The sequence below is a fragment of the Bacillus cereus genome (assembly GCF_002561295.1).
GTDB classification, from domain to species: Bacteria; Bacillota; Bacilli; order Bacillales; family Bacillaceae_G; genus Bacillus_A; species Bacillus_A cereus_S.
Genome location: NZ_NTUG01000002.1, coordinates 60,596 through 79,085, shown reverse-complemented (window position 1 = coordinate 79,085; position 18,490 = coordinate 60,596). Strand labels below are relative to the sequence as shown.

Sequence of the window (18,490 nt, the reverse complement as noted above, 5' to 3'; positions counted from 1 at the left end):
TTTATAAAAACATCTTTTTCGTTCGAGTTTTGAAAACTCTTACATCTTGTATTTCTCTCTTATAGACTCGTTAAAATAAATGGTCCATTCTTTGTAATGGCTACCGTATGCTCGTATTGCGCTGCTAATTTTCCATCCATTGTTCTTGCAGTCCAGCCGTTTACATCTACTTTTGAATATCGCATACCTGCATTTACAATAGGCTCAATCGTTATAACCATTCCTTCTTGCAGTTCCGGGCCTTGACCTGGCTTTCCAAAATGAAAAATTGCAGGTTCTTCATGGATTTCCTTCCCAATTCCATGCCCTGTAAAATCCCTTGCGACAGAAAATCCTTTCGAAGCTACATACGTTTCAATCGCATACCCAATATCCCCTACGTAATTCCCAACTACCGCTTGCTCAATCCCTTTATATAAAGCATCTTCCGCTACTAGCAGTAACTTTTCAGCCTCAGTAGAAAGATCTCCCACTTTATAAGTCCATGCAGAATCAGCAAGCGCACCATTTAAGTTCACTACCATATCAATTGTAATCATATCTCCTGTATGCAACGGTTGATTAGTAGGAAAACCATGACACATTTCATCGTTCACAGACGCACATATTGCATATGGATAATCGTTATACCCTTTTTGCTCCGGCGATGCACCATGTTTTTCTAAATACGTTTCAACAAATGTATCAATTTCTAGTGTAGTAATCCCCGGCTTTATCATCTTTGCAAGTTCTTGATGACACGAAGCTAGCAACTTCCCAGATTCACGCATCAAATCGATTTCTTTTTTCGTTTTTATCGTAATCATTACATCTCTCCTCATTATATTCTTCTATCCACATGCTTTATGCTCCCCACGGTATAAGTTATCCAAATTCAATCATACACACCTTCCCAGGAATTTCAAAAGAGTTAGCATTTCACATTTTCTTCACAAATTCACATACGAAAACTTGTAAGAAGTCGCGACCTTCCAAGTTCTCATTATAGACATAGTTTTTATTGTATTAATGAACACTTTTTGAAAGCATATTAGGATGCGGTTAAATTTTCTAAATTTTTTGTATTATAAAAATGTAAGATTTTTATTTATCCAAGGAGGGGTATCATGGGCGAACATAAATTACATCAAACAGAATCCGAAACGAATGAAAAAAGTTCATTAAAAGGAACTTTAACCGCCGTTTTTTTTGTCGGCTTTTTCATTATTTTCACATGGTTTAGTGTCTATCAAATTTTTGTTAATCGGCTATAAGATATTGTTTTGAAAAAGGGAGATGGGGATATGCATTTACATAAATACGAAAAAATTTGGCTTATTTTCGGTGTTGGTTCACTGTTCGTATTTTTAGCTGTTTTAGGAATTAGTGCTTTTTATATGGGTAACAAGCCACCTAGTTGCTTAACAACAATTGATCCAGAAAAAGTTCATGCAACTGCACCATTTGATCAACCTGGCGTGAAACAAGTTGGAAAGGATCATTATCAAGTAACTATCGTTTCACAAGCATTCTCTTTTACACCAAATACAATTAAAGTACCAAAAGGAGCGAAAGTAGATTTTGTTGTCGCAACAAAAGATGTTGTTCATGGATTTGAAATCGCAGGGACAAATGTCAATATGATGGTTGAGCCCGGATATGTAAGTACCGCTTCACAAGTTTTCCAAAAAACGGGGGAGTATTTAATTGTTTGTAATGAATACTGTGGTACCGGCCATCATATGATGAGCGCGAAAGTAGAGGTGACTGAAAAATGATTACATTGCAAGATAAAATCAGTAAACGAGATGCAAAATTAGCAATGGCTCACATACATGTCGCATTTATCTCTCTGTTTTTAGGTGGATTATGTGGATTATTACAAGTTCTCGTTCGCTCAGGAAAATTCAATTTACCTGCTGGAATTGGCTACTACCAAGTGTTAACTACACATGGCGTTTTACTAGGGCTTGTCTTAACAACCTTCTTTATTATCGGCTTTTTATTTGCTTGTATGAGTAAAACTACCGGTGTTTTATCTAAAGGAGTACGAAAAACAGGTTGGATTGGTTTTTGGTTTATGACGATCGGAACAACGATTACCGCCATATTCATTTTACTCAATAAAGCAACTGTTCTTTATACATTCTACGCCCCATTACAAGCACACCCCGGATTCTATATTGGACTTACATTAGTTATTGTCGGTAGTTGGTTTAGCGGCTTTGCAATGTTCGCTCAATATCGTACATGGAAAAAACAAAATAAAGGAAAAGTTGGTCCTTTACTTAGCTTTATGGCTGTTGTAACAATGGCACTTTGGCTCGTCGCGACACTTGGTGTTGCAGCTGCAGCACTTATTCAATTTATTCCATGGAGTTTAGGACTCACTGATAAAATTGACGTTCTTGTGAGCCGAACATTATTTTGGTACTTTGGTCATCCACTCGTTTATTTCTGGCTCCTTCCTGCTTATATGGCTTGGTATGTCATTATACCGAAAATTATTGGCGGAAAAATTTTCAGCGACTCATTAGCGCGGTTGTCATTTATCTTATTTTTACTCTTTTCTATGCCTGTAGGATTTCACCATCAATTAACAGAACCTGGTATTGACCCTGGATGGAAATACTTACAAGTTGTCTTAACATTTATGGTTGTTATCCCATCTTTAATGACTGCCTTCTCTTTATTTGCAACTTTTGAACAGTTTGGACGCTCAAAAGGCGCTACCGGACTATTTGGCTGGCTCCGTATGCTCCCATGGGGAGACGCGAGATTTTTCGCTCCATTTGTCGGTATGCTTATGTTCATACCAGCTGGTGCCGGTGGTCTTGTAAATGCAAGTAACCAGCTAAACCAAGTTGTTCATAACACTGTATGGGTAACTGGACATTTCCATTTAACATTAGCGACTTCCGTTGTATTAACGTTCTTTGGAATTGGTTATTGGCTCATCCCACATTTAACAGGACGGGTTATGACAAAAGAAATGAATCGACTTGCTATGATTCAAACTTGTGTGTGGGCGATTGGTATGTTCTTCATGTCTGCTGGTATGCACTTTGCCGGATTACTCGGCGCACCTCGGCGCTCTGCTTTTTCTACATATGGAAATTCACAGCAAGCACTTGAATGGATTCCCTATCAAATTGCGCAAGCAGTTGGTGGAGCGATTTTATTTGTTGGAATTTTAATTGCAATTATCATCTACTTAGATCTCGTCTTCTTTGCACCAAAAGGACAAACAGAATTCCCAATCGGTGAAGTAGCGGATGCATCTGAGCGTACACCAGTCGTTTTTGATAACTGGAAACTATGGATTGGCATTACAGTTTTATTAATTTTATTCGCCTATACAATTCCATTTATTGATATGATTCAAAATGCCCCGCCTGGTTCAAAAGGATTTAAATTATGGTAATTAAAAAGCAGAGGGAGCTCCTCTGCTTTTTGTTATCTTGAAATCTCTTAGCTTCACCAAATAAAGTGAAACTTTAATCAGTGAGAGTCTTACTGTCCGCAAATAGCGGAATAAATTTACCCTGCAATATGAGCTGAATTAAGAGTCCCATTAATATTTCCATCTACAACAATGCAATGTCCCCAAAACATATCCCCATCAGCAAAATATATTGTAAAATCACCGTCTGAATAAACACTTACACTCTCTAATTCCATAAAATCAATAAACATTTCCTGTGTAATCTCATCTATTTCTGCCTCATCATCATCCTGTAACCATTCATTTGCTAACCCCACTAATTCTGTCGCTGCGAACCGTTTAATTTTTCTATTCCATTCATTTTTCTCCTCGAAAAGTGCATATGCGGTTTCTAAAGCCGCCGTCATCATCCGCTCATCCTTATTCCAATCAAAAGACAAACTGCATGTTTCACCAGCCCAAGAAATTTGCTTTTCAAATAACTCCACACTCTTCTCAAGTATAAATTCGCCGAATATCTTATCTTGATAATAGACTGGCTTCATTGAATCTTGTAATATCTTTTCTAATTCATGATCTCTATATGTGTCCTCCAAAACTTGAACAAGCATCATCGCATTTTCCGCCCTACGTACCAGCAATCTTACAACGGTATTTTCTTGTAAAATTTCTCTTGATTGTTTCAATTCTGCATCATTAGCTAACCATTCAAGCCTTAACTTTTCTTCTATAATCAACTCATCACTACATAAATCTTTCCATGCAATTAAAGGGATTGATGCCCCCCACAAAATAGCGTCACCTGCTCTTCCAGCACCAACGCCCGATGCCCCTGTAACAGCTGCTACCTCAATAATCTCTTTTGTAAATCTATTTTCAAATCTATTTATTTCACTTAATTTACTCATTTCCATTCCCCTCCCCGTTATATATGCTGAAAGGATCCTTTACGAATAACGCTTCTGCAGTTAACTAGTATCCGGCTAACTTCCTTTTACCAAATTTCAAGTTAGATCTTATACTACCTACAAGCCGTATGATACATCATTTTTAAAAATTCAAAGCGACTTCCATTTGTCTCTTGAACAAACGTTCCAACCGCTTCAAAGCCAGCTTTTTTATAAACTTTAATTGCTCTTTCATTGAAAGTTGCTACTGAAAGCGTTATATACCGCGGTTGATATTTTTCCATACAAAATTCTAAGCCACTCCGTATAAATGCTTCACCAAAACCCCTTCCAGTCAAATTTGGCTTCATCCCAAGTCCAATATCTACTATATGTAAATCTACTCTATTAAAACTAAAGAAGCCAACGATTTTCTTCTCCTCACAAACTACAAAAGTCGTTTCTCCACGTATATTCGAATCTAAAAACTCAGCTAAATCTTCCTGATCAGCTTCCATATCATAAAACGAATACTTCCCCTCATAGTGCCAATGATACGCAATTTCTTCTGCTTGCTCTTGTGTCATCACTCCAAAAGTATACTTCACCGCATCTCCTCCCATTAAACACATGTATGATAAGGCTTTTATTCGTAAAAAAGAGCTGCATACAGGCAGCCCTTTTTCTTTTTTTATAGCTCATAAATTTCTTTATATTTCGCTTCTAAATAATCTGCTAAATAGTTTGCATTTAACCCTTCACCTGTTACATCTTTTAAAATGTCTAACGGTTTTTTCGTTTTACCGTATTGGTGAATGTTATTTGTCAACCACTCACGGATTGGTGTTACATTCCCTGCTTCTAACAATGCATCAAAGTTCGGAATGTCTTCTAGCATCTTATCTTTAAATTGCGCTGCATACATATAACCAAGCGCATAAGACGGGAAGTAACCAAATGATCCATCTGACCAATGGATATCTTGCAATACTCCTTGTGCATCCGTTTCTGGACGAATACCTAAATAACTTTCCATCTTATCATTCCACGCTGCTGGCAAATCTTTTACTTCTAATGTTCCATCAAATAATTCTTTCTCTAATTCATAGCGAACCATAACATGCAATGGATATGTAAGCTCGTCTGCCTCAATACGAATAAAGGACGGTTTCGATTCATTAATTGCATCATAGAACTCGTCTACAGATACATTTTCAAATTGTCCGTCGCTAAATTGTTTTAATAGTTCATAGTTTTTCTTCCAGAACGATTTATTACGTCCAATAAAGTTTTCAAAGAATAGCGATTGCGATTCATGAATCCCCATTGATGTCCCACTGCAGAGCGGTGTCCCTTCTAACTTTTCTGAAACATTTTGCTCATATACAGCATGTCCACATTCGTGAATTGTTCCAAACACCGCCATCCGGAAGTCCTTCTCGTCATAACGAGTTGTAATACGAACATCGCCTCTATTTAATGTAATTTCGAATGGATGTATCGTTTCATCTAGGCGACCAGCCTCGAAGTTATAATTCAATTGCTTCAGTAACTCTAAAGTAAAATTCTTTTGCTGTTCTTTTGAAAAGCGCTCAAATAAAGCATTGGTTTTCAGCACTTTATTAGACTCAGAAATTTCTTTTACAAGTGGAACGATACGCTCACGCAGTTGACCAAAAACATGATCTAGCACTTCCACTGTAATACCTGGCTCATATATATCTAAAAGTGTATTATATTTATATGTTTCATAACCCCAATATGTAATAAATTTCTTCTTATATTCAACGATTTTTTCTAAGTAAGGTCTAAACATTTCAAAGTCAGATTTTTCACGTGCTTCTCCCCAAACACTTTCTGATTTTGCTTGTAACTTAACAAACTCTTCATACTCATCTTGCGGGATTTTTTTATTTCGATCATATTCTTTTCGGCACTCTTCTACAATTTTCGTTGTCTTTTCAGAAATTTTATTCTCTGCTATTAGTTGCTCTAATTCTGTTAAATATCTTCCCATCTCATCAGAAGTTGATAATGAGAACACCTCTGATGACAGCATTCCGATTACTTCAGAGCGTTGATCCACACCTTGCTTCGGTGCACCTGTACGTAAATCCCAAAATATAAGGCTTAGCGCCTCTCCATAATTATTTATCTTTTTCACATGAGCTAAAAATTCTTTTTCTACTTCATATGTAGTGATTGTCATATTGTATTGCCTCCTTTTCTATCTCACCTATATTTCGACATAAAGATATAAAACCCTTTTCTGATAAAAAGAAAAAAGCTTAGCAAACGCTAAGCTTTTACAATACCTTACCTTCTACTGGAAGCACTTTTTTTACAGCCTCAATAACTTTTTCATTTTCATTTTCTGATAAGAATAAGGAAATAGCACCATTATCTTCGCTTGTACGAATTAAACGACCAATTCCTTGACGAAGACGTAAAATCATATATGGTACATCTACATCCCAAAACGGGTCATTTACGTGCTTACGTTTCGCTTCAAAAACAGGATCGTTTGGAGGGAATGGAAGTGACCAAATAATAACATGCGATAATGAAGAACCAGGAATATCTAAACCTTCCCATAAATGAACCGCACAAAGTACAGTTTCCTCTTCATTTTGGAAACGAGAAACAAGTTGGCTAATTTCTTGATCTCCTTCATATAAGAATGGCACAGACATTTGCTCTTTATTCACATATTCTTTGAATGCCGCAAGCTCTCCTGTTGTACGGAATAATACAAGTGTACGTCCATTTGTTTTTTGAATATTTTCAAGCGTATACTGACATTTTCGTTCCCATTCATTTTCCTCGTTATACGATGGTAAGTGCACTTTCATTTGCTCTTCATAATCAAATGGAGAAGCTACTGAGAATGATAAATAGTCTTTTACTCCTAGACTATTTGCTGTAAATGCGAATGAATCATTTTCAGATAGTGTAGCAGAAGAGAAAATATACGGGATTTTTTTCGAGAATACTTTCTCCTGTAATACTTCTTCTACTGCACGCGGCATAATAACTAGCGTGAAGGCACCATCAGCCTCTTCTCCCCATGTAATTACATTTTTCTCATGCATGAAAAGACGAAGTGAATGTTCTAATACATCTAGATGCTCATCAACGATATTTAAATCGTACGTGTTTACTGTATACATTTCACTTTCAAAAACAAGTGCGTCACCAACTTCAGCAATTTTTGCATAAAGTCGTTTCGCTTCTGTAGTCACTTTTTCTGTTACTGTAATTTCTAAACGATCTGATCCAGCAATTTCTTTTTTACTTTCTTTTAATACATCGAAGAAACGCTCTGTTTGCCAAATTGTTTCTTCTACTAAATGGGCAAACTCTTCACGAATATCATTTTGTAATAATCTTGTTAAGAGTTGTTCCATCATCGTTTGTTTTAAACGGTATGTTAGTGCCTTTTGCGCTGCATACTCAACAAGATGTCCTTCATCAAAGACAACACAGCTACTTTCTGGTAAAAGTGGCATTTGTCCTTCACGCTTACGAGCATCATATGTCCAAATATGATCCATATAGAAATCTTGAGAGCAAATAATTAAATCTGCTGCTTTACGATAATGTTCACGAGAAAGTGTTTGACCACAACGATGACGAGAATCACATGTGAAGCAATCTTGGAAATAATCCCATGATACTTTTGACCATTCTTCATCATTTAATAATGGGAACTCTTTTCGATCACCGTAATGTGTAAAGTTTTGCATTGTTCCGTGATCAAATACAAACTGAGGCAATTCATAATATAAGTCTTCGATGACTTCTGGAGCTCGTCCACTCATCACATCTTCTAATTTACGCAAACATAAATAATTATCCATTGATTTTGCTAGACGTACATCAACAGATAACCCTAACGCTTCTGATAATTTCGCAATGTCCCCTTCTTCTTTCACAAGCTGTTCGATTAATGTTTCATCTGCACAAGCAATAATAGCTGGTTTCCCTGTATAACGCGCATAGCAAATTGCATATAAAAGATACACAATCGTTTTACCCGTTCCTACACCAGCCTCTGCGAACATTACTTTTTTCTCTTGAAACGCACGTTCTAATTGGAATGCCATAAAAATCTGTTCATCACGTTCTTCAAAACCTTTTTCCGGGAGGATATCGTAAAATACATCTCCAATCCACTCATTCAACTTATCATAAAAATTATCTTGTTTCCCTACTTCAAATGGTAATCTCTTCTCAGTAAACATCCTCAGCCTCCAACCAAAAAGTTTTTCTATAAAAAGATATAGCAACTGCTATCTCTAAATAGCAGTTGCTTTCCCCTGTTGTAATACATAGAAATGCGTGAAAAAAGTTTTCCTTTCTATTAAAGGAAAACTTTTTTACTCTATTAATGACTTTAAGTAACGCTTATCAATTAGCGTTTCATGTGATAAGGCAGATAAATACTCTTCCTGCGCTCTGTAAATGCCATCTGCCGCCACGCCGTGAAGATCAATTTCTTTTCCAAGCTCATCATACGTATGATGAATCGCTTTTTGAATCATTGACATTTGGAATCCATCCATATCGATTCCTCCTTTTGCACATTACATAATAGCCAGTATATGCGCAGAAAAGAGGTTTTATACTATGAATTACGTGGTGGACGTTTCCCGAAGTACTGATAATAATCTGTACGAATAAAACCATTAAATAATTTACGCTTTTTCGATGCTTCTTTTCCGTAACATTTTTCAAATGCCTCATAGCTTGTTAATAAATACATGGACCACGTATCTAATGGACGGAACACTTCGCCCATTTCTTTATATAATTTTTCAACAAGCGCTTTTTCACTTAAACGTTCTCCGTATGGAGGATTCGTTACAACATAACCATATTCCTCTTTTGTTGTGAAATCTTTTACTTGCATTTGTTTAAATGAAATTAAGTCGCCAAGTCCAACTTCATCCGCATTATCTTGCGCAACTCTTATCATGCGGTGGTCGATATCTGAACCGATAATTTGTAATGGTTGGTCATAATTCGCTAAATCCTCAGCTTCTTGACGAGCTTCTTTCCAATTTTGCTTACCAATCCAGCCCCATCCATCAGATGCAAATTCACGATTAAAACCAGGCGCGATATTTTGTCCAATTAATGCTGCTTCAATCGGAATTGTTCCCGAACCACAAAACGGATCTACAAACGGACGATCTGGCTTCCAATTTGTAAGTTTAATTAAAGACGCAGCTAGTGTTTCCTTCAACGGCGCTTCCCCTTGATCAACACGGTATCCACGTTTATGAAGTCCAACGCCACTTGCATCAATTGTTAGTGTTGCAATATCTTTTAACATTGCAATCTCAATGCGGAATAGAGGACCATCTTCTTCAAACCAAGTTGTACGTCTATACGTTGTCTTTAACTTCTCAACAACTGCCTTTTTCACAATACGTTGACAATCTGAAACACTAAATAATGTTGATTTTAATGATTTTCCGATAACAGGGAACTCACCATTCTCTGGAATATAGTCACCCCAATTTAACGCTTTCGTCTTTTCAAATAACTCATCAAATGTCGTTGCTTTAAATTCACCAACTTTAATTTTCACACGATCCGCAGTTCGTAACCATAAATTCGTACGACAAATTGCTTTTGCATCCGCTTCAAACGTTACTTTTCCGTTTTCTACTTGGCACTCATAACCAAGATCGCGAACTTCTCTTGCAACTAAAGCTTCGATTCCCATTGCTGCTGTTGCAATTAAAGTAACTTTTCCCATTTGTATTCACCTCTTATGTATAATCAATCAATAATTAATAGCATTTCTGTCTATTAATTATGAAATATTACGAAGTATTTTCTTATTTACCATTTTAACTCACAAGCTATCACTTCATACAAATAAAAAGCCCTCCTCTTACAAAGGAGAGCTGAGTCATTCCATAATTGGTTCATAACGTTCTGTAAGCCATGTTCTGTTCCTTTGTACTGCAAACGGCTCACGCCTCGTACTCCGGTGGTAATCATCTATCTACAGGGCGAAATGCCCGTCCTTTTCCATCGTTCATTTCCTTGGAAAAGATTCCCCTACCATTATTTGGGTTTCTCGCTCGTGGGGTTTACCTCGTTCCACTCCTATCATTTCTTCAAGGACTTCGTCACTGTGGCACTTTAAAGGTAGTCAAACCATATCCAAAAAGGACTTAGGTTTTTTCCCTGCCGTTAAACCAGCCTCTCAGCCGGAATACCCTAGCTTATGAATTGGCTAGGCACGAACACTACGACCATCTCAGGTCGTGCGAGCATGGACTTTCCTCTACAACGTTGGCGTTGCAGCGATTACCCAAACGTTATGACAAACATTAGTATAGTGGAAACAAAAAGATTTTGCAATGCTTTTTTATATGTAGAATGCTTTAATCTTTTTCTTCCCTTAGATTACTCGTATAACTTACTTCCAAATACAGCTTTTTCCAGATTAGATAAACGTTTTAAAATATCTGTATTCGTATTGTTGTATACAGGTTGTGCAACTGGTGTTGGAGCTGGTTGCTGCGGAACTTGCGCTGCTGCAATTTTTTGTTCTTCTAATTCTCGTTTCAAGCGAGCATTTTGTTGTTGCACTTGCTCAAGCTCCTTGTGGAATGCTTCATAGTCTTTAATAATCATATCAAGAAACTTATCTACTTCTTCTTGCTGATAACCTCTCATACCCGTTTTAAATTCTTTTTCCAAAATATCTTTCGCTGTTAATTTAATTTTATCCGAAATCATTTTCTTCACCTCAAATTTTTACCAAAACTTTCATTAACTAAATTTTTTCAGAAACATTGTCTTTTGTCAATCATATATACGTGAACCATATGACATATTACTCAGCATTATTCCACTGTTCCTCTTCTATTATATCTTGTAAATCAGAAAAAAGAATGAAATAACTGTGATAATTTTCTATTTCTCCTCTTTTCTTTGCTACTTCTACGATGTATTTAGGACTTCCTGGTTTTTCTTCGTCATATACGGCTAAAAGGGCATCACTTTTTTCAATAAAAAATTGATTTTTTAATCGAAACTGTTCTGGGCTTTCATATTTTCTTTTCGTAATGCTATCCACATGGTCTGCTTGCCCTAAAATAAACTCGTATAGTTCTCGGTTTCCTTCTTTCCAATTTTTCTCCTGTTCTAAAAAAGGAGTAAACACAGCAAGCTTTAAATCTGGATATTCTAGCTGTAAATCAAAAACAACTTCAGCAGCCCATAACTCTACTCCTAGCTGCCCACTTATTATGACCCAATCTAATCCTTCCTCTATAAAAGCGAGTAATTTGCGGCGCACTGCTTTTTTTATACATAAAACACCTGGGTGGTCATCTTTAAAAATTCCAAGTTCAAATGGTTTATAACCTGTTATAGCTACAACTTTCATATCAACACTCCATAAAAAAAGAACTAGCATTTTGCTAGTTCTAACATAACATTTACTTTTTAAACATTCCACCAACGTTTGGTCCTACATTTGGTCCTGGTCCGAATGGGGATACTTGTGGCCCTACATTTGGTCCTGGTCCGAATGGAGATACTTGTGGTCCTACATTTGGTCCTGGTCCGAATGGGGATACTTGTGGTCCGTGACCGCATGGCCCGCACCCTCCGCCGAACCCGCCAACTGAACCAGGTCCTCCAAATCCACCAACTGAACCAGGNNGTCCTCCGAATCCACCAACTCCGCCGAATCCTGGATCAACAGGGTCTACAACATTCACATTTGAATTTGTTTGTGGGAAGAAATGTTGATTTTTAACTTGTTGATGATGAACGTGTGTTGTATGAGTTGGATGAATATGCGGTACCACCGTTGTAGAAAAAGTGTGTGTTACACATTGCTTCGTTGGATGAACGACAGGAGGCGTTGTACAAATAGGTCCTGTAGGCTTATGCCCTCCAAAACAAGGATGACAATGATGCATAGTTTTTTCTCTCCTCTCTCATTAAAAAAATCTGACTACACTTTACAATATGAGAAAGGGGTAAAAGCCGCTTGTTATATATACCCATTTATTTAATGGAAATTTGTCTATATGGTGCTGTTCACATACGATAACTTGGACACACAACTATCATCCTTTAGCAAAAAAGCCCCCAACTTGTTTTACAATTCCAGTTACCTGATTCATTGCATTCATCATTTGACCAGCTGTATTCATCATTTTATTGACATCATAGTTGCCATCTGACGTCTTAAATTGAGATACAAAGCTAGAAAATTGACTTGGCTGCTGTTGTTGTTTTTGTTTGTTCATCGTTGGATATGGTTGAAAAGGCTGCTTTGGTGGATAAAACATTGACTGCTGATTCATAAAAGGCTGCTGTTGCTGCGGTACATAAGATTGTTGATTCATAAAAGATACTTCAAATGGCTGATAATAATTCATTTGATCTCCGTAGTAAGGAGCGAATGGATACATATTATAACGTAAATATGTATCCTCATTATATTGATAAGCATTTTGTTGTGTGTATCCATTTGGTTGTGTATACCCATTTGGTTGAGTGTATCCATTTGGTTGTGTATATCCATTTGGCTGTTGAAACATGTATTTCCCCCCTCTAACTAAGTTTCTACATATAGAATATGTACCTATAAAATAAAATGTGTAACCTCATAAATGTCTGTTTTTGTCGGAAGTTTAAATTTTTAAAAAAATAAGAAAGTAAGCCTTTTCATGTTACGATAGTAACGAAGAAGATTCTCATGGGGGAGGAATCAACATGATATTAGGGGATTTAAAACAAGCTTTCACTCAAAAAAAGGGGTACGCTACAGAAGATATGAATGAGTTGCTTGATTTTGCTAGGCATCACTATTTAGAAGGAAAAATCTGCATCTCAGAATACCGAACACTAATACGTGAATTAGAAGTAAACGGGGCAAAACCAACTCATACAGCTATAGAATCATAAAAACAAGAGGGTTTCCCCTCTTGTCATTTACATTGTTCTACTATATTTTGCAATGTATATAAAATCGCTTGATGTGTTTCATAAAACCGTTTACCTTTTCCCTTATTTACAAAACATTGTAGTGCATTATTTTGTAAATTTTCATATACTTGGTCAATTTGTTGCACATGTATATACTTAGGCTTCTCAGAATTAACCCATTGATAAGCTAATTCTTTCCACACTTCTAACTCCTGATCAACCATATCCACAAAAGGTTTCATATCTTGATAAAAATCAAATTCTTTCTCTTCTCTTTTTTTTATAATTGTTTCATCGTTGTACTGTATTAATTTTATTGAAGACTGTATTAATGTTCCATAATCCAATTTATTTCCACCCTCTTATGCGCTCACAATGACGTTTTGAAACGTTTGGAGCCAACTTCCTTTTTCTTCATGATGTACTAATTTATCCTCCATATGTTGCATGTGCATTTCTGTTATTTCTCCTCTATTACATATATCTTCGCGTTTATCTTTTAAAGAATGATTAACTCTAAGTGAAACATTCATTTCCAGCAAATCAAGAGCACTTAACATTTGATCCATTTTTTTCATTACATTTTCCTTCTGAACCATCGCCATATACAAAACGCCTCCTTCTTTGCTTTTCCTTTGTCATGTTATTTCGACGATTCACTTACCACTCCTGCATGACTGACAAAACTAGTTGATATTCGGCAAAGAAATCGGTTTGTATGAGTTTTATAGAAATGGTAACAATACAAAAGGGAGGTGTTTTCCATGGCTAAAAATAAAAACGAAAAGAAGAAAAAACAAAACAAACAACAAAATAAACCTGAAACCGGAAACCCAAAGCTAGATGGTCCAAACTTTCCTGCTACATAAAGCCAAACTTTAATCAGCGGAGGTACTCTTGTTCTTCCACCTAGCTTCCTTCATTATTTATACAGTCTCAACTGAAGCTATATAAATAATGTCGATTCATTCATGTAATCAATTAATCCCGCCTCCTAATAAAAGGCGGGACTTTTCTTATTATATCATGAAGTCATTACTCCTTTTAAAAAAGCGATTCAATGTGGAAAAAATAGATACTTGATGTTGTTTTTGTAGAAACCATTCTGTAATCTCAACTTCTTCCTTCGGCTCCTGAAACAAAAACAACGCCTCAATATCCATTTTTTGATGAAACCAATCTTTTTCTAAGCTATTTTGGTGCAACACAATTGAAAAAACATCCCTTAACCGTGGTGTACTCTTCTCTTTCTGCAGTGTAAAATACTGCTCGTAATCCATTCTTGATCCTGTAGGAAATGTTCGCAAGGAAAAATCATAAAATAATACTTCATATTCAGGATGAAATAATAACCACGCCAAATTTTTCCCAAGTTCTATACGTTTTTGTAGCTTTTCAAATTGATAAACCGAAAAACCATATAGATTACCTTTTGTTGTCGGGAAAATTACAGCATTAAAATGAAAGAGTTCTTGAAATTTAAACAGTACAGTTTGAAATACGTATTTTTGAAAATATGGGTTCTCAATAACTGGTTTTTGAATCTTATTTTGTTCATTAATAATAAGCGCTGTAATAAGACGAGTAAGATCTCTATTATTCCAAAAACTTTTCCATTCCTTCTCCATAAAAATAGATACGTTAAAAAACTGTAATAAATGAAAAAGAGGCTTCATCATATTCTTACTGTATTCATATAATAACAACTGTGGGTATGCATCTGAAAAAATAAGCCAATTTGCACTTTCATATGTAAGAAAGATTTGGGCTCTTATTCTTTCTGATAAAATATTTTTATAATATTCACCTGCTAAATCTGTCATGTTCCATCCAGAATTCCGCGAAACCATACTTGCCAAAAACGACCACCGAATCTCTTTATTTCTTAAGTAATATTCTTGATACGTATACGTGCGTGAAATATTATCTATATTCGCTAGAGCTGTTTGTTGTTTAATATGCGCTATTAAGTCCTTCTCTTCCACTGTACAAGAAACTTTTCTGCGCTCCCTATTGATTTCCTCATACTCATTCTGCATAAGCATACATGAATCACCACATCTCTCTTGAAAAAAATCGCATCTTTTTTGTTTTTTTTGATATAATCACCTTTGTAAGTAATTCTAGGTAAGTTGGAGTGGACAAACTATGACCATTCGTTATCCAAACGGAAAAAGGTATAATCAAGCATTACAGCCCCAAAAAACACAATTTAAAAATCATACTTATGGCAATAGAGGGATGTCTCTTGAAGAGGAATTAAATGAAACAAATCAATATTATTTAACCCATAATATCGCATGTGTACATAAAAAACCCACACCTCTTCAAATTGTCAAAGTAGATTACCCAGCTCGAAGTGCTGCAGTTGTGAAAGAAGCTTATTTTAAACAACCTTCCACAACAGACTATAACGGTGTATACAAAGGTAAATACATTGACTTTGAAGCGAAAGAAACAAAAAATAAAACAAGTTTTCCACTGCAAAACTTCCACCTTCATCAAATTAAGCATATGGAACAAGTAATAGCTCATCATGGAATCGCATTTGTTATTATTAAATTTACACTTTATGATGAATTTTATTTACTCGATGCAAAACATGTCATTTCATTTTGGAATCGCCAAGATGCTGGTGGACGCAAATCGATCAAGAAACAAGAAATCGAAGAGCACGGATACTTGTTATCATGCGGTTATCACCCCCGAATTGATTATATTCGTGTACTAGACATGGCTTATTTTTCGTGATAGAGTCAACAATAAGGCTCTTTTTTCGACTTTTGGGGTGAAAATGAAAGGTAGGAGAAAGTATAATGTCAGAAAATTATCGTTCTCGTACAGAACGAAAACATGCAGAACATCAACAACAGGAAAGCAACCAAACGGAGAAACCAAAGAAAAAAGGTTCCTTTTTCAAGAAGTTTTTAATCGGTTGCCTACTTCTTGGCATTGTTGGTCTTATAGCTGGAGTTTCCGCTTTTTTTGTAATTGTAAAGGATGCTCCGAAGCTAGATAAAGCAAAACTTGTCAATCCACTATCAACTAAATTTTATGATAAAGACAAGAACTTCTTTTATGAATATGGTGCTGAAAAACGAACGAATATTACTTACGACCAAGTTCCTAAAGTGGTAGAAAGTGCATTCCTAGCGACAGAAGATGCTCGGTTCTATCAACATAACGGCATCGATTTTAAACGTACTGGAAAAGCAATTCTTGAAAATGTCACTGATGGTTTTGGTTCTCAAGGTGGTAGTACAATTACCCAACAGGTCATTAAAAACTATTTTTTAACGATGGAAAAAACATCTAAACGTAAAGTACAGGAATGGTATTTAGCTTATAAATTAGAGCAACAATATTCCAAACATGAAATTTTAGAAATGTACTTGAACAAAATCAACCTTGGTAATCGCTCTTATGGGGTTGCAACAGCAGCGCAAAACTACTATGCGAAAGACTTAAAAGAGTTAAAATTACATGAAGCAGCGATGCTTGCTGGATTACCTCAAGGTCCAAATATTTATGATCCAACAAAAGAAGAAAATATTGACCGAGCAACAAAACGTCGTAATACAGTCTTATCATTAATGAATCGACATGGCTTTATTTCAAAACAAGAAATGGATGAAGCGATGAAAATCCCTGTAACAGAAGGGCTTCAAAAATCTAAAGAAGTAACCGAAATGCCTCACCAAGCCTTTTTAGATGCAGTTTTCAAAGAAATCGAAAAAGAAATGCCTGATGTAAATATCGGATCTGACGGATTACAGATTTATACGACACTTGATAAGGGCGCGCAGGAATACGCTGAACAATTACTGGATGGAGATATTATTAACTATCCAAACGATCGTTTCCAAGGCTCTTTCGTATTCATGGACACACAATCTGGTGAAGTTCGTGCAATTGGTGCTGGTCGTAAAGAAAATAAAACTGTATTTAAAGGACATAATATGGTCGTTGATCTGCAGCGCCAAGTCGGTTCGACTATGAAACCAATTTTTGACTATGGTCCTGCTATTGAATACATGCAATGGTCAACATACCATCAATTAAATGACTCAGAATATACGTATTCCAACGGTAAAAAAATCCGAAACGCTACTAATAGCTATAAAGGTGACGTATCGTTACGTGAGGCATTGAAAAAATCATTAAACATCCCTGCTTTAAAAACAGCACAAGCAGTTGGATTAGACAAATCACAAGCATTTGCTGAAGGTCTTGGAATGCCTTTCTCTAGAAAGGCAGTTGAAGCCGATGCAATTGGTAGTAATGAGGCTTCCCCATTACAAGTGGCTGGTGCATATGCCGCTTTTGGTAACGACGGGAATTATAACAAGCCACATTTTGTAACAAAAGTTGTTTTTCCTGATGGAAAAGAGAAGAACTTTAAACCTAAAGAAGAACGAGTAATGAAGGATTACACAGCATATATGATTACGGATGTTCTACGTGACGTTGTAAAACCAGGTTCTGGTGGTACAGGTCCAACAGCTTATGTATCAGGAATTGATGTAGCTGGTAAAACAGGAACACAAAACTTTGATCCAGATACATTAAAAAAATATAATATTCCAGAAAGCGCCAATAGAGATAGTTGGTTTGCGGGTTATTCACCGCAATATACAATGTCGGTATGGACAGGATATGAAAGAGATTCTGAAGAAAACTATATTCCAGATAAGTCATCTTCAGTTCGAATTGCACAGCAAATATTTAAAGAAATGATGAGTAAGTTCGCTACAGATACATCTCGCTTTGAACAACCTTCTTCTGTAGAACGTCTAAATGAAGAATTGTATGTAAAAGGCGCGAAAAAAGATGCTATTAAGCAAATTAAAGTTGATCCACCAACTGGTGTAACACCATCATATGATGCTGCATCTAATACGATTAACTTAAGTTGGTCTGGACCTTCCGATGTTTCTGCTTATTCTGCAAGCTATAAAGCAAACGACGGTTCTAGTGGTAGCCTATCTGTAAGTGGTACAAGCGCTTCACTTAGCGGAGTGAAACCTGGTGTAACTTATAGCTTCTCCGTTGTAGCGAAAAAAGGAACCGGTACAAGCGATGCAGCTGGTGTATCCTTCACTGTTCCTGGCGAAAACGCAGAGGCTAAGAAGAAAGCCGAAGAAGAGGCTAAGAAAAAGGCTGAAGAAGAGGCTAAGAACAAAGCTGAAAAAGAAGCTAAAGANNAAGG

General features: G+C 36.3%; 19 protein-coding genes, 1 other RNA gene and 1 pseudogene. 6 read left to right on the top strand and 15 right to left on the bottom strand.

Annotated features, from left to right (window positions below):
• Window positions 1–59 precede the first annotated feature (59 nt).
• Window positions 60–806, bottom strand: coding sequence for a type I methionyl aminopeptidase (locus tag CN373_RS00990; RefSeq protein WP_000628411.1), 747 nt, complete (start codon window positions 804–806; stop codon window positions 60–62).
• 300 nt (window positions 807–1,106) lie between these two features.
• Between CN373_RS00990 and CN373_RS00985 the strand changes: the two genes are divergently transcribed.
• From CN373_RS00985 to CN373_RS00975, 3 genes are read left to right on the top strand one after another with little or no spacing between them, the layout of a single operon-like run.
• The gene (locus tag CN373_RS00985; RefSeq protein ID WP_098358635.1) at window positions 1,107–1,253 is read left to right on the top strand and encodes a cytochrome c oxidase subunit 2A; all 147 of its coding nucleotides are present in this window, start codon (window positions 1,107–1,109) and stop codon (window positions 1,251–1,253) included.
• Between the two features lie 30 nt (window positions 1,254–1,283).
• Window positions 1,284–1,757, top strand: a complete 474-nt coding sequence (locus CN373_RS00980) for a cytochrome c oxidase subunit II (RefSeq protein WP_000550114.1) — start codon at window positions 1,284–1,286, stop codon at window positions 1,755–1,757.
• Complete coding sequence (locus tag CN373_RS00975; protein WP_000631749.1) at window positions 1,754–3,403, top strand: b(o/a)3-type cytochrome-c oxidase subunit 1; 1,650 nt, start codon at window positions 1,754–1,756, stop codon at window positions 3,401–3,403. The genes CN373_RS00980 and CN373_RS00975 overlap by 4 nt, the downstream gene beginning before the upstream one ends.
• A gap of 116 nt (window positions 3,404–3,519) precedes the next feature.
• Here the strand turns inward: CN373_RS00975 and CN373_RS00970 are convergent, their stop codons facing one another.
• From CN373_RS00970 to CN373_RS00920, 11 genes are all read right to left on the bottom strand, one after another.
• Window positions 3,520–4,332, bottom strand: a complete 813-nt coding sequence (locus CN373_RS00970) for a DUF2262 domain-containing protein (RefSeq protein WP_000040985.1) — start codon at window positions 4,330–4,332, stop codon at window positions 3,520–3,522.
• A gap of 113 nt (window positions 4,333–4,445) precedes the next feature.
• Window positions 4,446–4,919: a GNAT family N-acetyltransferase gene (locus CN373_RS00965; RefSeq protein WP_000877914.1), complete on the bottom strand. Its 474-nt coding sequence runs from the start codon at window positions 4,917–4,919 to the stop codon at window positions 4,446–4,448.
• 83 nt (window positions 4,920–5,002) lie between these two features.
• Window positions 5,003–6,520 (bottom strand): carboxypeptidase M32, encoded by a 1,518-nt coding sequence (locus tag CN373_RS00960; RefSeq protein ID WP_098358634.1) that lies wholly within the window; start codon window positions 6,518–6,520, stop codon window positions 5,003–5,005.
• 97 nt (window positions 6,521–6,617) lie between these two features.
• Complete coding sequence (locus CN373_RS00955; protein WP_000493687.1) at window positions 6,618–8,555, bottom strand: ATP-dependent DNA helicase; 1,938 nt, start codon at window positions 8,553–8,555, stop codon at window positions 6,618–6,620.
• A gap of 135 nt (window positions 8,556–8,690) precedes the next feature.
• A complete protein-coding gene (locus tag CN373_RS00950; RefSeq protein WP_000348617.1) occupies window positions 8,691–8,876 on the bottom strand; it encodes a DUF3921 family protein in 186 nt (61 codons plus the stop codon).
• 62 nt (window positions 8,877–8,938) lie between these two features.
• Complete coding sequence (locus CN373_RS00945) at window positions 8,939–10,078, bottom strand: THUMP domain-containing class I SAM-dependent RNA methyltransferase (RefSeq protein ID WP_000521219.1); 1,140 nt, start codon at window positions 10,076–10,078, stop codon at window positions 8,939–8,941.
• A 180-nt stretch (window positions 10,079–10,258) separates the two neighbouring features.
• Window positions 10,259–10,650: RNase P RNA component class B (rnpB, locus tag CN373_RS00940), an RNA gene on the bottom strand.
• Between the two features lie 87 nt (window positions 10,651–10,737).
• Complete coding sequence (gene gpsB / locus CN373_RS00935; RefSeq protein WP_000622434.1) at window positions 10,738–11,073, bottom strand: cell division regulator GpsB; 336 nt, start codon at window positions 11,071–11,073, stop codon at window positions 10,738–10,740.
• 97 nt (window positions 11,074–11,170) lie between these two features.
• A complete protein-coding gene (locus CN373_RS00930) occupies window positions 11,171–11,725 on the bottom strand; it encodes a DUF1273 domain-containing protein (protein ID WP_098358633.1) in 555 nt (184 codons plus the stop codon).
• A 52-nt stretch (window positions 11,726–11,777) separates the two neighbouring features.
• A complete protein-coding gene (locus CN373_RS00925; protein ID WP_098358632.1) occupies window positions 11,778–12,266 on the bottom strand; it encodes a CotD family spore coat protein in 489 nt (162 codons plus the stop codon).
• A gap of 150 nt (window positions 12,267–12,416) precedes the next feature.
• On the bottom strand, window positions 12,417–12,893 hold the full coding sequence (locus CN373_RS00920) for a YppG family protein (protein WP_098358631.1): 477 nt from the start codon (window positions 12,891–12,893) through the stop codon (window positions 12,417–12,419).
• A 175-nt stretch (window positions 12,894–13,068) separates the two neighbouring features.
• On the opposite strand from CN373_RS00920, the gene CN373_RS00915 reads away from it, so the two are divergent.
• Entirely contained in the window at window positions 13,069–13,260 is a 192-nt protein-coding gene (locus tag CN373_RS00915; RefSeq protein ID WP_000600246.1) for a YppF family protein, read from the top strand.
• A 23-nt stretch (window positions 13,261–13,283) separates the two neighbouring features.
• Here CN373_RS00915 and CN373_RS00910 read toward each other — a convergent pair whose 3' ends face one another.
• The 3 genes from CN373_RS00910 to CN373_RS00900 form a co-directional block, all read right to left on the bottom strand.
• Window positions 13,284–13,628, bottom strand: a complete 345-nt coding sequence (locus CN373_RS00910; protein WP_000384445.1) for a YppE family protein — start codon at window positions 13,626–13,628, stop codon at window positions 13,284–13,286.
• A gap of 15 nt (window positions 13,629–13,643) precedes the next feature.
• A complete protein-coding gene (locus CN373_RS00905) occupies window positions 13,644–13,886 on the bottom strand; it encodes a hypothetical protein (protein WP_001252044.1) in 243 nt (80 codons plus the stop codon).
• 414 nt (window positions 13,887–14,300) lie between these two features.
• A complete protein-coding gene (locus CN373_RS00900; protein ID WP_098358630.1) occupies window positions 14,301–15,326 on the bottom strand; it encodes a DUF2515 family protein in 1,026 nt (341 codons plus the stop codon).
• A 103-nt stretch (window positions 15,327–15,429) separates the two neighbouring features.
• On the opposite strand from CN373_RS00900, the gene recU reads away from it, so the two are divergent.
• Together recU and CN373_RS00890 are read left to right on the top strand one after the other, a co-directional pair.
• Window positions 15,430–16,032, top strand: coding sequence for a Holliday junction resolvase RecU (gene recU, locus CN373_RS00895; protein ID WP_000155585.1), 603 nt, complete (start codon window positions 15,430–15,432; stop codon window positions 16,030–16,032).
• A 65-nt stretch (window positions 16,033–16,097) separates the two neighbouring features.
• Window positions 16,098–18,482, top strand: a pseudogene (locus tag CN373_RS00890) (PBP1A family penicillin-binding protein); the annotation flags it as partial.
• Between the last annotated feature and the right edge of the window lie 8 nt (window positions 18,483–18,490).